Origin of the sequence: Jiangella alkaliphila (assembly GCF_900105925.1) — a bacterium.
Classification (GTDB): Bacteria; Actinomycetota; Actinomycetes; order Jiangellales; family Jiangellaceae; genus Jiangella; species Jiangella alkaliphila.
This window is the reverse complement of sequence record NZ_LT629791.1, coordinates 5,077,738-5,091,151: the sequence shown is the minus strand read 5'-3', so window position 1 is coordinate 5,091,151 and position 13,414 is coordinate 5,077,738. Positions and strand designations below refer to the sequence as shown.

12 protein-coding genes are annotated in these 13,414 nt (G+C 73.6%); 4 read left to right on the top strand and 8 right to left on the bottom strand.

The window, feature by feature from the left end:
• Positions 1–2: 2 nt before the first annotated feature.
• Positions 3–464, bottom strand: coding sequence for an alternative ribosome rescue aminoacyl-tRNA hydrolase ArfB (gene arfB / locus BLV05_RS23320; RefSeq protein ID WP_082155424.1), 462 nt, complete (start codon positions 462–464; stop codon positions 3–5).
• Between the two features lie 78 nt (positions 465–542).
• Between arfB and BLV05_RS23315 the strand changes: the two genes are divergently transcribed.
• The 3 genes from BLV05_RS23315 to BLV05_RS23305 are packed head-to-tail and all read left to right on the top strand — an operon-like array spanning position 543 to position 3,998.
• Positions 543–2,264, top strand: a complete 1,722-nt coding sequence (locus BLV05_RS23315; RefSeq protein WP_046770102.1) for an FAD-dependent oxidoreductase — start codon at positions 543–545, stop codon at positions 2,262–2,264.
• Positions 2,261–3,664 (top strand): adenylate/guanylate cyclase domain-containing protein, encoded by a 1,404-nt coding sequence (locus BLV05_RS23310; protein WP_152690860.1) that lies wholly within the window; start codon positions 2,261–2,263, stop codon positions 3,662–3,664. The genes BLV05_RS23315 and BLV05_RS23310 overlap by 4 nt, the downstream gene beginning before the upstream one ends.
• 22 nt (positions 3,665–3,686) lie before the next feature.
• Positions 3,687–3,998: a DUF3817 domain-containing protein gene (locus BLV05_RS23305; protein WP_046770100.1), complete on the top strand. Its 312-nt coding sequence runs from the start codon at positions 3,687–3,689 to the stop codon at positions 3,996–3,998.
• On the opposite strand, the gene BLV05_RS23300 is transcribed toward BLV05_RS23305, so the two are convergent.
• Positions 3,964–4,773: an SURF1 family protein gene (locus BLV05_RS23300; protein ID WP_052762681.1), complete on the bottom strand. Its 810-nt coding sequence runs from the start codon at positions 4,771–4,773 to the stop codon at positions 3,964–3,966. The genes BLV05_RS23305 and BLV05_RS23300 overlap by 35 nt on opposite strands.
• A 187-nt stretch (positions 4,774–4,960) precedes the next feature.
• Here BLV05_RS23300 and BLV05_RS23295 point away from each other — a divergent pair, with 187 nt between their 5' ends.
• Positions 4,961–5,722 (top strand): hypothetical protein, encoded by a 762-nt coding sequence (locus tag BLV05_RS23295; RefSeq protein WP_152690859.1) that lies wholly within the window; start codon positions 4,961–4,963, stop codon positions 5,720–5,722.
• 24 nt (positions 5,723–5,746) lie between these two features.
• Here BLV05_RS23295 and BLV05_RS23290 read toward each other — a convergent pair whose 3' ends face one another.
• The 6 genes from BLV05_RS23290 to BLV05_RS23265 all read right to left on the bottom strand — a co-directional run bounded on the left by BLV05_RS23290 (position 5,747) and on the right by BLV05_RS23265 (position 13,356).
• A complete protein-coding gene (locus BLV05_RS23290; RefSeq protein WP_046770098.1) occupies positions 5,747–7,291 on the bottom strand; it encodes an ATP-dependent DNA ligase in 1,545 nt (514 codons plus the stop codon).
• Positions 7,292–7,391: 100 nt separating this feature from the next.
• Positions 7,392–8,810, bottom strand: a complete 1,419-nt coding sequence (locus BLV05_RS23285; protein WP_082155423.1) for a S1C family serine protease — start codon at positions 8,808–8,810, stop codon at positions 7,392–7,394.
• A gap of 40 nt (positions 8,811–8,850) precedes the next feature.
• Entirely contained in the window at positions 8,851–10,353 is a 1,503-nt protein-coding gene (locus BLV05_RS23280) for a HAMP domain-containing sensor histidine kinase (RefSeq protein ID WP_197683278.1), read from the bottom strand.
• Positions 10,350–11,039 carry a response regulator transcription factor gene (locus BLV05_RS23275; RefSeq protein WP_046770097.1) on the bottom strand — a complete coding sequence of 230 codons (690 nt, stop codon included), beginning with the start codon at positions 11,037–11,039 and terminating at the stop codon, positions 10,350–10,352. The genes BLV05_RS23280 and BLV05_RS23275 overlap by 4 nt, the downstream gene beginning before the upstream one ends.
• Before the next feature lie 128 nt (positions 11,040–11,167).
• On the bottom strand, positions 11,168–12,121 hold the full coding sequence (locus BLV05_RS23270; protein WP_052762680.1) for a hypothetical protein: 954 nt from the start codon (positions 12,119–12,121) through the stop codon (positions 11,168–11,170).
• Between the two features lie 320 nt (positions 12,122–12,441).
• On the bottom strand, positions 12,442–13,356 hold the full coding sequence (locus BLV05_RS23265; RefSeq protein WP_046770096.1) for a Gfo/Idh/MocA family protein: 915 nt from the start codon (positions 13,354–13,356) through the stop codon (positions 12,442–12,444).
• Positions 13,357–13,414 lie beyond the last annotated feature (58 nt).

Here is a 13,414-nt window from a genome sequence, read left to right as displayed (position 1 = left end):
GCTCAGCTGTCGTCGGGACGGCGGCGCAGGCGCTTGGTCTCGCCCTGCTTCTTCTTGCTCTCCACCCGGCGGGCCTTGGCCCGGCGCGACGGCTTGGTGGGGCGGCGCGGCGGCGGTGGCGGGCGCAGCGCCTCGTCCAGCAGGGCCGCCAACCGCTCCTGAGCGGCCTCGCGGTTGCGCAGCTGCGAGCGGTGCTCGGACGCGACCACCGTCAGCACGCCGTCCACCAGCCGGTGCGCCAGCCGCTCCGTCACCCGCGCCCGCGCCGCGGCGCTGAGCACGCGCGACCCCGTCACGTCGAAGGACAGCTCGACCCGTGAGTCGGTGGTGTTGACGCCCTGGCCGCCAGGCCCGCTGGACCGGGAGAACCGCCAGGACAGCTCGTCGTCGGGGATGACGAGCGTCTCGCTGACTCGGACCGGCGCCACGCGATCAGTATCTCTCCCGCTCGCGACCGGTTCCATCAGCCCGCCCCGGCCCTAGACTCTCGAGCATGCGGCCGGCAGGGGCACGGCCGGCCGCAGCCTTCGGGGGAGGTCGGCATGGACCAACGGCCGGTGCTGGTGGTCATCGAGCACGAGCACGACGCCACGGGGCAGGCGCGCATCGCCGACCAGCTGCGCCGGCGCTACGGCGGCGACTACGACGTCGTCGACGAGCGGAGCAGTGCGGCCGGGCTGGCGTCTCTCGAGTCGCTGCGCGAGCGCGGGCTGCAGGTGGCGCTCGTCCTGTGCGACCGCCCGCCCACCTCCGACGACGCCGGCGACCCCGAGGACGCCGTCTTCAGTGAGGTCAAGCAGCTGTACCCGGAGGCGAAGCGGGCGCTCGTCGTCGACTGGGGCGCGTGGGCCGACCGCGCGACCGCCGACTCCATCCACCGGCTGATCGCGCTCGGCAAGATCGACTACTACGCGCTGCGGCCGTGGCGCGCGCCGGACGAGTACTTCCACCGCACCGTCACCGAGTTCCTGCTGGAGTGGGAGCGGTCGGTGTCGGCGGCGCCACGCGAGGTGACGGTGGTCGCCGAGCGCTGGTCGCCGCGTGCGCACGAGCTGCGCAGCCTGCTGGTCCGCAACGGGGTGCAGCACCAGTTCCACGCCTCCGACACCGACGAGGGCCGGACGGCGCTCGCCGCGGCCGGTCTCGACGGCAGCGCGGCGCCGGTCGTCCTGCTGCACGACGGCCGGGTGCTGGTCGACCCGACGAACACCCAGCTCGCCGACGCGTACGGGGTCGACACGACGCTCGGCGCCGAGACGGACTTCGACGTCATCGTCGTCGGCGCCGGGCCTGCGGGGCTGGCGGCCGCCGTGTACGCGTCGTCGGAAGGGCTGCGGACGCTGGTCGTCGAGCGCGAGTCGATCGGCGGCCAGGCCGGGTCCAGCTCGTTGATCCGCAACTATCTCGGATTCGCCCGCGGCATCAGCGGCGCGGAACTGGCGCAGCGTGCCTACCAGCAGGCATGGGTGTTCGGTGCGACGTTCCTGCTGATGCGCGAGCTGGTCGATCTGAAGTCCGAGGACGGCTGGCACCTGCTGACGGCGGCCGACGGGCAGCGGGCCCAGGCGCGCGCCGTCGTACTGGCCACCGGGGTCAGCTACCGCCGCATGGACGCGCCGTCGCTGACGCAGTTCGAGGGTGCCGGCGTCTTCTATGGCGCGTCGGTGTCCGAGGCCCGGGCGCTGGCGGGGGAGCCGGTCTACGTCGTCGGCGGCGGCAACTCGGCCGGCCAGGCCGCCATCTACCTGTCGCGCTATGCCGGCTCCGTCACGCTGCTGGTGCGCGGCGCCTCGCTGGCCGACAGCATGTCGCAGTACCTCATCGACTCCATCGACGCGGCCGGCGTCCGGGTCCGGTTCCGGACGGAGGTCGTCGACGGCGGCGGCAGCGGCCGGCTGGCGTGGATCGAACTGCGTGACCGCGACACCGGCGCGACCCGCACCGAGCCCGCCGCCGGGCTGTTCCTGCTCATCGGCGCCGAGCCGCACACCGGCTGGCTGCCGGAGCGGATCGAGCGCGACCAATGGGGCTATCTGTTCACCGGCCCGGACGTCATGGAGAGCCACGCCGCGCGGCGCTGGCCGCTGGAGCGGCAGCCGCTGATGCTCGAGACCTGTGTGCCCGGCGTGTTCGCCGTCGGCGACGTGCGCCGCCGGTCGGTCAAGCGGGTCGCGTCCGCCGTCGGCGAGGGGTCCGTAGTCATCCAGCAGGTGCACCAGTGGCTCGCCACCGCACCGATCACCGGCGACCCGGCCCGGCCGTGACGGAGCAGCCCGCGGACCCGCCGTCGCCCGCCGACCCGCCGGCCCGCACCGTCGCGCCTCGGCTCGGCACGACGGCGCTGCTGCTCGCGCTCCCGCTGGCCGGGCTGTTCGTGCTGCTGGCGATGCCGGACTGGGACGTGCGGTGGCAGCACCACCCGGCACACTTCTGGCTGGTGCTGGGTGCGGCGGCACTGAGCACGGCGCTGGCCTACGCGACGGGGACGGCTGCGCGTCGTCGCAACGACGCCCGCGTCTTCCTGGTCTCGCTGGCGTTCCTGTCGGCGGCCGGGTTCCTCGGGTTGCACGCGCTGGCGACCCCCGGCGTGCTGCTCGACTCGCCCAACGCTGGGTTCGCGCTGGCCACGCCGGTCGGGCTGCTGGTGGCGGCGATGTTCGCGGCGGCGTCGGCGACGGAGCTGGCCGGTGGCCGGGCGCACGCGGTGATGCGCCGGGCGCACCTGATCCGCGGCGGCCTGCTGGCCGTGCTGGTGCTGTGGGGCGCGGCGTCGGTGGGCGGACTGGCGCCGCTGGACGACCCCGCGCCGCCGGAACGGGCGTCCGGCCCGCTGGTCTGGCTCGCGGTGGCCGCGCTGCTGCTGTATGCGTTCGCCGTCGTCCAGTACCTGCGGCTGCCCAGCCACCCCGGCTCGGTGACCCTGCTCATGGCCATGGCGGCGGCGTTCGTGCTGCTCGCCGAGGCGTCGGTTGCGGTGGCGCTGGGCCGCAACTGGCACGCCAGCTGGTGGGAGTGGCACCTGCTGATGCTCGCGGCGTTCGCGCTGGTCGCCGTGAGCGCGCACCGGCAGTGGCACGAGGAGCGGTTCGCCAGTCTCTACCTCGGCGACACCGCGAAGGGGACGCGCGAGCTCAGCGTGCTCTTCGCCGACCTGCAGGGATTCACGTCGTTCTCCGAGCGCACCCGCCCGCAGGACGTCACGCAGATGCTCAACGAGTACTTCACCATCGCCATCCCGCCCGTGGTCGAGCAGCACGGCGGCACCGTCGACCGGCTGGTCGGCGACGCGCTCATGGTGACCTTCAACCGCGACGGTGACCAGCCCGACCACGCGCGACGGGCGGCCGCGGCGGCTCTGGCGATCCAGGCGGCGACGGCGACGGTGGCGGCTCAGCACCCCGGCTGGCCGCGCTTCCGCGTCGGCGTCAATACGGGCGAGGTCGCCGTCGGCATCCTCGGCACGGCCGGCGGCCGCACGTTCACCGTCATCGGCGACGCCGTCAACCTCGCCGCCCGGCTCGAGAGCGCCGCACCTGTCGGCGGGGTGCTGATCGGCGCCGAGACGGCTCGGCGGCTACCTGGTGCGCGGACCGAGCGGGTCGAGGGCCTGGAGGTCAAGGGCAAGACCGGCGTCGTCGAGGCGTACCGGCTGCTGGGGCTCTGACCGGCAGGGCTAGGCTCACGGGGTGCGCCGAGATGCCCTGCCCTTCTACCGCGTCATGGCCTACACCACGGGTGTGGTGCTGCTCCTGCTGTGCGTGGCGATGTTCGTCCGCTACGGCCCGGCCGATGACGCCACCATGAGCCGCACGGTGTCGCCGATCCACGGCTGGCTGTACGTGATCTACCTGATCGCCACCGGGCTGCTCGTGCACCAGCGCGGCTGGAAGGCCAGCTGGGCAGTGCTGGTCGCGCTCGCAGGCACGGTGCCGTTCGCGTCGTTCTTCGCCGAGCGGTTCGTCGTCAGGAAGGCGCGTGAGACGGAGCGGGTGCGCTGACGTCGTCACCCCTGCTCGTCGTGGACGGGGTGTCCGCGCGCCGGCGGGTGCGGACGCCGTTGCGGACGATGCTCACCCAGAACACCACCGCGGCCAGCGCGAACACCCACCACTGCGCCCAGTAGGAGAGGTTCTGCCACGGGCTGACGTCGCGGATCGGGGCGACGGTGTCGACGTCGAGCGCGACGGGCGCGGCGGCCGGCGCCGGCGACTCGTCGCGCAGCAGCAGGTAGCCGTGCAGCGCCGTGGCCTCGCTCACGCCGGCGCGCTGGGCCAGCTGGTCCGGCGCGATGTAGGCCATGCGGCCGTCGTCGAGCTGCTGGCCGGTGCGGACGGTCGCGTGGTCGGACGTCTCGGGCGGCAGCAGGTAGCCGGTGACGGTGACCTCGCCCGCCGGGACGGCGGCGCCCGCGTCCTCGGGGTCGTCGACCCAGCCGCGCAGCACCGGCACCACCATGCCGTCGTCCGTCTCCAGCGGCGTGACGACGAACGACCCGAGCGTGCCGTCGTGCACCCGGCCCGGGACGATCTGCTGCTGGCCGGCCAGGTACGTGCCGGTGGCCACGACCTGCCGGTCGGCGCCGTCGCCCAGTTCCGCCCCGGGCGACGCCAGCTCGGCAACGGCGACCGGCTCGCGGTCGCGCAGTTCGTGCCGTCCGTGGCTGTCCTGGTAGACGTCGGCCTGCCACCAGCCGAGCAGCAGGCAGCCGGCCACCGCCGCCATCGCGACCCCGTGCAGCAGCAGCCAGCGAGGCGTCAGCAGGAACCGATACACACCCACACCGTAACGGCCGGGTGGGCGGCCCGGTGCGTGCGGGGGAGCCGTAGTGGGCAAGATCAGACATTTATGTCCGGATGGACCACATGATCTTGGTGGCGCGTTGGGTAGGCTTCGAACAGTCTCGTTCGGGGGACGGGCAGCATCCACCCTGGTGAACGATCACGATGGAGAGAAGATCGAGATGAGTCGACCGCACCCGCTGAGCGCCATGAAGGAGTGGGAGTGGTCGCAGGCCTGGGAGCAGCAGCAGGAGATCGTCGACCGGCTGAAGGCCAAACGTGGCTCGTGGCTGCCCAACGTCGTCGAGAAGCGACCCTGGGGCGCCGTCCGGTGGACGTCGGGCCGGCCCTCGCATGCGGCCACGTCGGGTCAGGCGGTCCCCGAGACGTTCGCGGTGCTGCGGCCCGGTCTCAACGACCAGCCGCTGCGTGACCGCGTGGCCGAGGCGCTCGCCCAGCCGGCGCCGATGTTCCAGGTCGTCGGCATCGGGCTGCGCCGCCACCAGCTCGTCCCGGCCATCGCCGGCGCGGCGGTCGGCGCGGTGCTACTGATTGTGGTGGCGCTGCTGATCGGCCTCGGCCCCATCGGCGCGATCGTCGGCGCACTGGTCGGCCTCGCCGGCGGTGGCGTTGGCGGCGCGGCCCTCGGCCAGTACCTGTTCGACCGCGAGCGCGACGCCGTCCTCAAGGAGGGCGAGCGGGTCCGCGTCGTGACCGGCCGCTACGCCCCCACCGCCTGGTCCCGCCTCGTCGACGCCACCACCGGCCTCGAGACCGCCGCGACGGCCGCCGCCGACGACCAGACCGGCAACGCCGTCCAGACGGCGCTGTGGGAAGCGGCAGGGCTGCTGCTGCGGTCGTCCGACCACACCGGCGTCGAGGTGCTGGCGGACGGCATGGAGCGGCTCGCTCAGGCCCACCGCGGCATCAGCGGCGGCCGCTGACCTTCCCCATGAACGGGCAGGCCTCTAGCCAGGCCCCCGGATCTTCAACACCGACTCGATCGTGTCGGCCTCGGCGGCCGGCTTGTCGGGGCGATGCCGCAGCACTCGGGCGAACCGCAACGCCACGCCCGCTGGATAGCGCGGCGATGTCTGGACGCCGTCGAAGGCGATCTCGACGAGCAGCTCAGGCCGCACCCGAACCACCCACTCCTCAGTACCCCCGACGGCGAGCGACCGCAGCTCAGCCGTCTGCCACGTCAGCATCGCGTCGGTCAGGCCCTTGAACGTCTTTCCCAGCATCACCCAGCCGCCGGCCGGCCCGTACGTGCCGGCCGGATCGAGCGCCCCCAGATGCAGGTTGGACAGCCAGCCCTGCCGCCGCCCGTGGCCCCACTCGGCGGCGAGGATGGCGAGGTCGAGGGTGTGCCGCGGCTTCACCTTGAGCCAGCCCGAACCGCGCCGGCCGGCCTCGTAGGGGACGTCGAGCCCCTTGACGATGACGCCCTCGTGGCCCTGGGCGATCGCGTCGGAGAAGAACGCCTGCGCCTCGTCGACCGACCCCGTGACCAGCCGCGGCACCCGGGCCGACGCCGGCACGACGGCGGAGAGGGCGGCCCAGCGCTCGGTGCCGGGCGCGCCGATGAGGTCGGCGCCGTCGACATGCAGGACGTCGAAGACGAAGAGCGAGAGCGGCGTCTTGGCCCGCGCCGTCGCGACGTCGACCCGGCTGCTGACCCGTGAGCCGGTGCGTTGGAAGGGGAGCGGCCGCCCGGACGGGTCGAGCGCGATGGTCTCGCCGTCGAGCACGGCCGAGCGGACGGGGAGCGCCAGGGCCGCCTCGACCAGCTCGGGGACCTGGCCGGTGATGTCGTCGAGCGTGCGGGTGAACACGGCGACGTCGGTGCCGTCGCGGTGGATCTGGACCCGGACGCCGTCGACCTTCCATTCGACGGCGGCCTCGCCGGTGCGTTCGAGCGCCTCGGCGATGTCGGGCGCGGGGGATGCCAGCATGGGCCGCAGCGGCGACCCGACGGTGAGCCGGAACCGCGCCAGCCCGTCGGCCCCGGACGCCAGCACCGCGGCCGCCACGGGCACCAGGGCCCCCGCGACCGTGACCGCGCGGCGCACCTCGGCCGACGGCACGTCGGCGGCCCGGGCGACGGCCTCGGTGAGGACGCCGTCGAGGGCGCCCTGGCGCAGCTCGCCGGAGACCAGCCCGGCCAGCAGCCGCTGCTCAGCCGCCGTGGAGCGGGCCAGCAGCTCGCGGAAGCGCTCGCGCCGCGCACCCGTGGACCCCTTGCCGGACAGCTCGGCGACGGCGGCGAACGCGGCGTCGACCTCGAGCACCTCGAGCGACGGCGACTCGGCCGGCGGCGGTATGTCCCGCAGGGACGCGTAGCCCAGCCCGGTGCGGCGCTGGCGCAGCTCACCGGCCAGGTAACCGGCCACGACCTCGACCTCGGCCGGCGCGGCCCGGCGCAGGCAGCCGGCCAGCAGGTCGATCTTCGCCAGCCGCCCGGAGACCCCGGCGACGGCGGCGGAGGTGTCGGCGACGTCCTTCAACAGCACGTCCCCAGTCTGCCGCCTGCCACTGACAAACGGCGACGCCCCCGAGAACACACGCACCAGTGCTCTCGGGGGCGCCCTTACCACCGGACGACGGCGTGGCTCAGCTGGTCTGTGCGTCGCTGCCCAGGGTCACCGTGGCGGTGCTCTCCTGGCCGTCGCGCACGTAGGTGAGCTCGATCTCGTCGCCGGGACGGTGCGACCGGACGGCCGCGATCAGGGAGGTCGCGTCGGTGATGACGCGGTCGCCGACGCGGGTGACGACGTCACCCTCCTGCAGTCCGGCCTCGGCGCCGGCGCTGCCATCGTTGACCTGGGCGATCTCGGCGCCGCGGACGTCGCCCTGGGCGTCGCCGACGCCCACGCCGATCTGCGCGTGCGTGGGCTGCTCGCCGCTGCGCAGCTCCTCGATGATCGGCTTGGCCTGGTCGATCGGGATGGAGAAGCCGAGGCCGATCGAGCCGCTGTCGGTGCCGGTGGTGAGGATCGCGCTGTTGATGCCGACGACCTGGCCGTCCAGGTTGACCAGCGGCCCGCCCGAGTTGCCCGGGTTGATCGGGGCGTCGGTCTGGATGGCGTCGATGACGGAGTTGACCCCGGCCTGCGGCTGCCCCTCGCTGCTGGCCGCCATCGGGCGGTTCAGCGAGGACACGATGCCAGTGGTGACGGTGCCGTCCAGGCCGAGCGGCGAGCCGATCGCGACGACCTGCTGGCCGACGGCGAGGTCGCCGGAGTTGCCCAGCTCGGCCGGCTGCAGGTCGGACACGTCCTGCGCCTTGATGACGGCGAGGTCGGTGAGCGGGTCGGTGCCGACGACCTCGGCGTCCGCCGTGGTGCCGTCGGAGAACGTCACCTGGACGGTGCCGCCGTCGCCGACGCCCTCGACCACGTGGTTGTTCGTGACGATCTCGCCGTCGGAGGAGATGATGAAGCCGGTGCCGCCGGCCTCGCCGAACTGGCTCTGCACGGTGATCGACACGACGCTGGGCAGCAGGTCCGCGGCGACGGCCTGGACGCCGGTCGCGTTCGAGGCCTGCTGGCCGCTGTTGCTGCCGGAGTCGCTGCTCAGGTCGCTGCGGCTCACCGGGCTGCCGGCGTCGTCGCCGCCGTCGTCGTCACCGGCGACCGCGACGACGGCCGCGCCGGCACCGCCGCCGATGATCGCGCCGAGCGCGACGCCGGCCAGCACGAGCGGGGCGCGACGGCGCTTGGGCTCGGGCTGGCGGTCGTGCTCGGACGGCGGCTCGTGCGGCGGCGGGGAGCCGGCCGCGCCGGCCTCGGTGGGCACCGCGCCGGTGGCCTGCTCGCCGGACGGCGGCGTGGACCAGCCGCTGCGCGGCAGCTCGGTGGTGTGTGCGGGGGTGGGTGCCGCGGCGGGTGCGGGGGTGGCGGCCGGGGTCGTGGGGACGGTGTCGGCCGGCGTGCCCGCGGGCGGCGGGGGCACGGGTGCGGTCGGTAGCGTCGTGGTGCTGGCCGAGCCCTCGGGCTCGCCGGGGGTGGTGCTGCGGGTCACGTCGTCCATGTCTCAACCGTGCCCGGCATCTCTGAGAGCAGGCTGAGAGTCAGTCAAGAGCAGCCGAAGAAGCTCCCGGCAGCCGCATCGTCAGGCGCGCGCCGCCGGACAGGGCCCGGCCGGCCTCGACGCTGCCGCCGTGCCGCTCGGCCGCCGCCTTGACGATGGCCAGCCCCAGCCCGGAGCCGGGCAGCCCGCGCGCCTCCGACGACCGGTAGAAGCGGTCGAAGACGCGGGTGAGGTCGGCCTCGGCGATGCCCGGGCCCTCGTCGCTGACGTCCAGGACGCCGTCGCGCAGGGTCACGGTGACGGTGCCGTGCGGCGGGCTGAACTTGGCGGCGTTGTCGAGCAGGTTCGTGGCCGCGCGGCCGAGCTGGGTGGCGTCGCCCTGGACGATCCAGCTGTGCAGGTCGGCGGCGAACGCGACGCCCGGGGCCCGGCGGCGCACCCGGCCGAGCGCGTCGCGGACCACGTCGGCGAGGTCGACTTGTTCACGCGACGCGGCCGGCGGGTCCTCGCGGGACAGCTCGACGAGGTCGCCGACCAGTGTGGACAGCTCGACGGCCTGGGCGCGGGTGTCGGCGATCAGCTGGGCGCGGTCGGCCGGGGCCAGTCCGCCGGTGGCCTCGCTCTGCACCAGCAGGTCGAGGTTGGTGCGCATGCTGGTCAGCGGCGTGCGCAGCTCGTGCCCGGCGTCGGCGACCAGCCGCGACTGCCGCAGCCTCGCCTCGCGCAGGGCCGTCAGCATCGCGTTGAACGCGTGCGCCAGCCGGGCGATCTCGTCGCTGCCGGTGACCTCGATCGGTTCGAGCTGCCCGGTCGCGGCGACGTGCTCGGCGGCCTGGGTGAGCTGCCGGACGGGGCGCAGCCCGGCCCGCGCGATGGACAGCCCGGCCCACGTCGCGAGCACGATGCCGACGCCGCCGGCGATGAACGACACCAGCCGCAGCCGGTCGAGCACCTCGTCGGTCGCCTTGGTCGACTGGCCCAGCACCAGGGCGAAACCCTGCTCCGCGGGGACCGCCACGACCCGATAGGGCTGTCCACCGAGGTCAGCGGTGCGCACGCTCTGCGGTTGCCGGCCGAGCGCCACCTCCAGTTCGGCTTCGCCCATGGGCGGCGTCGTGTCGCCGCCGCTGGCGACGATGGCGGTGCCGTTCGCTTGGAGCAGCGCGATGCGGACGTCCGTGGCGACGATCGCCGCACCCGGCACCTGGGCCAGCTGCCGGGGGTCGCCGAGCGTCGTGGAGACGGCCTGGCGGGCCCGGTCGAGGAGGTTCTCGTCGACGCTCTGCTGGAGCTGGGACGAGACGGTGAGGTAGGCCGCCAGGGCGGTCAGCGTGACGGCCAGGCCGACGCCGAGGGCGGCCAGGGCGCCGACCCGCGTGCGCAGCGACAGCCGCGACGCGAACCCCGGCGTGGACCGGCCGCCGGGCGGGTCGCCCGGCGCGCCACCAGCGCCACCAGCGGCGGCGCGGCTGGTACCGGGCGGCGGCGGGGGAGGGACGATGTTGTCCGGCGACCAGACGCGGCGGGCGGCGTCGCTGGTCACGGCGGGTCCTCGCGGGCGACGTAGCCGACACCGCGGACGGTGTGGATGAGCCGCGGCTCGCCGCCCTCCTCGGTCTTGCGGCGCAGGTACCCGACGTACACCTCCAGCGAGTTCGCCGTCGTCGGGAAGTCGTAGCCCCACACCTCCTCGAGGATGCGGTCGCGGGTGAGCACCTGCCGCGGGTGCCGCAGCAGCAGCTCGAGCAGCGAGAACTCGGTGCGGGTGAGCCGGATCGCGCGGCTGCCGCGGGTGACGTCGCGCGTGACGGGGTCGAGGACGAGGTCGCCCATGCGCAGCTGACGTCCGGCGGCGGGGTCGGCGGTCGGCGCGGTGCGGCGCAGCAGCGCACGCAGCCGGGCCAGCAGCTCCTCGAGGGCGAACGGCTTGGGCAGGTAGTCGTCGGCGCCGGCGTCGAGCCCGGACACGCGGTCGGAGACCTCGTCGCGGGCGGTGAGCATGAGGATGGGCAGGTCGTTGCCGGCGGCGCGGAGCGCGCGGCAGGTCGCGAGGCCGTCGAGGCGGGGCATCATGATGTCCAGGACGACGGCGTCGGGCGCGTCTGCGCTGATGGCGCGCAGCGCCTCCTCGCCGTCGCCGGCCAGCTCGACCTGGTAGCCGTTGAACGCCAGCGACCGGCGCAGCGACTCGCGCACGCCAGGATCGTCGTCGACGACTAGTACTCGCATGCCCTCAGTCTGCCCGTCCGAGGTGAGAATCGCCTGAGAGCGCGCCAGGTGAGGTGGCAGAACGACTGCGGCGGACGACCTCCCGGAGGAGGCCGTCCGCCGCCAGTACTACGTACGGCTGAACCAGGTCAGCTGAACGCGGGGCCAGCAGCCTCGGCCGCGTCGGACGCGACGTCGGAGCGAGCCTCGGCGTCGGCCTTGGCCTGCGCCTTGCGGTCAGCCGCCACGTCGGACGGCGTGGCCGACCGGGACAGCGGCGCCGAAGCGGCCGCAGCACCGGAGTTGTCGTCGCCGCGAACGCGGTTGTTCTCAGCGGTGACGGTGCCCGTGTTGCCCGAGACGTTGAAGTCGCCACGGATCACGTTGTCGGACACGTACACGTCGGCGCTGTTGTCCGTGATGCTCAGGTTGCCGCCGAACGCGTTGTAGCCACAGCCGGTCAGCGGGGCGGACGCACCGATCTGGAGGATCTCGCCGCTACCGCTGAACGAGGCGTCGCCGTCGACCTCCGACAGGCACAGAACGCCGCCCTGCTCGGCACCGGTCACCGTGTAGGTGCCCTCGATGACGGTGTCGTAGACGTCGGTCAGGGTGTCGCCGGTGGTCGCGAGGTTCCGGGTGACCCAGCCACTCTCGATGAAGGTCTCACCGTTCGTGGAGGTGACGCTGCGGGCGTGGCTCGAGCCGACCGAGTAGAAGAACCCGGAGTCGGTGGCGGTGACGTTGTTGCCGAGCGTGCTGTCCTCGGCGTACGTGCCGTACGCGGCGGTCAGCGTGGTGGTGCCGGTGACCGACGTGCCGACGACGTCGACGAAGCCGTTCGCCAGGACGCGAACGTTGCCGTTGACGGTATTGCCGTCGAGCAGCAGGTTGGCGTCGGCGCGGACGGTCACGTTGCCGTTGATGACGACGTTGGTCAGCTCGCACGACTTGCCGGCGGCGACAACCAGGTCACCGGGGACGGTGACGTCGGCTGCGACACCGTCACAGAACGTCGTGAGTGCGGCCTGGGACGGCGCGGCGAAACCTACGGCCATGAGACCGGCGGCAGCAGCCGTCAGGGCGATCTTGCGGTAGCGCATGTGCGCTCCTCTCTGCGGATCCTGCGGATGGTGCGTGAATGACGCGTTCCCCGAGCGATGCGTCACGACGCCGGCCGGGTCACGGACCTTCATCGAGACGGATCGCGCGAGGAGGTGGAGGGCTCTGTGCGCGAGATTCAGTTGTCAACACCGAATCGAAGCGCTAGATACCCCCCGGCTCCTTTCGGAGACTTGGTACGACGTGCACTCTTTCCGGGAAATGACGATCATGTCAAGGTTTGGCCCGGATTTCGGGGCCACTTGTCGACCTGAGTTCGCTTGGGCGACACGATACGAGAGCGGCGCGTCGATGGCGTTCATCATGACGACATTTGTCCGTTGTGTCGCGCTGAATCGAGCGCGTCCTGGGCCCGGACCAGGACGTCCAGGACCCGCGCGCCGAAGGCCAGGCCGTTCGGGTGCTCCGGCGCCCCGGGCCGCGTGGCGGCGATCAGTTCCGTGACGGCCGTGCTCAGCGCGTCGACGACGGGGGTGTTCTGGTCGGGCAGGACGGCGTGCCCGGCGCCGCCCCACACGCGCGCGTAAGAGAGACCTGCCGCCGCAGGGACGTTCTGCGAGACGGTGACGGTGCTGGAGGCGCCGCCTCGGTGCCCCAGGACGAGGTGGACGGTGCCGAGCGGGTCCTCGTGAGCCGCGACCGTCGCGACGGGCTCCAGGAGGCTCAGGAGGACGGAGAGGGGGTGCGGAGCGAGGTCCCAGAGGCCGCCGTCGCGCTCCAGCCGCCACGGCGTGGAGAAGACGCCCTGCTCGCGCTGGACCGAGCCCAGCGTCACCGCCGTCCCGCCCTCCCAGGGGTGCTCGGCCGCGGCGGCCCGACAGGACTCGAGCCAGTCGCGCACCTCGGGCCGGTACAGCTGGGTGAAGAACACGGCGCTGGCGACCCCGGATGCGGCGGCGGCGTCGGTCAGCGCGCGGCCGGCGTCGGCGTCGTGCGCGATCGGCTTCTCCAGCAGCAGGTGCTTCCCGGCCGCGGCCGCCGCCGTGGCGTGCTCGGCCTGGACGTCAGGCGGGACGGAGAACTGGACGGCCTCGGTGTCGGTCAGCAGCTCGTCGAACGAGCCGTACGCCCGCACGCCGAACTCGTCGGCGAGCGCCGCCGTCCTGGCCGGGTCGCGGCCCCAGACGCCGGCGAACGTCGCCTCCTTCGTCGCCGCGAGCGCGGGTGCGTGGGCCACCCGGGCCCAGTGTCCGGTGCCGACCAGTCCGAAGCGCATGGCACCGGACCCTACTCACGCCTCTCATGATCATGTTCCCTGGCGGCGTGTCAGCGAC